The sequence below is a fragment of the Salmonella sp. SAL4457 genome (genome assembly GCF_046548235.1).
Lineage (GTDB): Bacteria > Pseudomonadota > Gammaproteobacteria > Enterobacterales > Enterobacteriaceae > Salmonella > Salmonella enterica.
On the sequence record NZ_JBGDZO010001462.1, the window covers coordinates 1 to 231 of the forward strand.

Annotated in this window: 1 protein-coding gene; it reads left to right on the top strand. The window is 60.6% G+C overall.

Annotation, left to right across the window (positions count from 1 at the left end):
- On the top strand, positions 1-231 hold a 231-nt coding region (locus ACLJNW_RS29035), incomplete at both ends, for an Hsp70 family protein (protein ID WP_410962143.1).

The window sequence follows — 231 nt, forward strand, 5'->3', positions numbered from 1 at the left end:
TACCCGAGGAGACCTCCTCACCAAGGCGAAGGAGGTCGCTGTGTCCTACCTCGGCGGTACCGTCACCTCTGCCGTCGTTGCCTTCCCCGCGTACTTCAATGGCTCCCAACGTCAGGCGACCAAGGACGCTGGCACCCTCGCCAGTCTCAACGTTCTTCGTACCATCAACGAACCCACCATCGCAGCCATCGCCTATGGTTGCTTGACAAGAAGGCCACAGGTGAGCGGAAC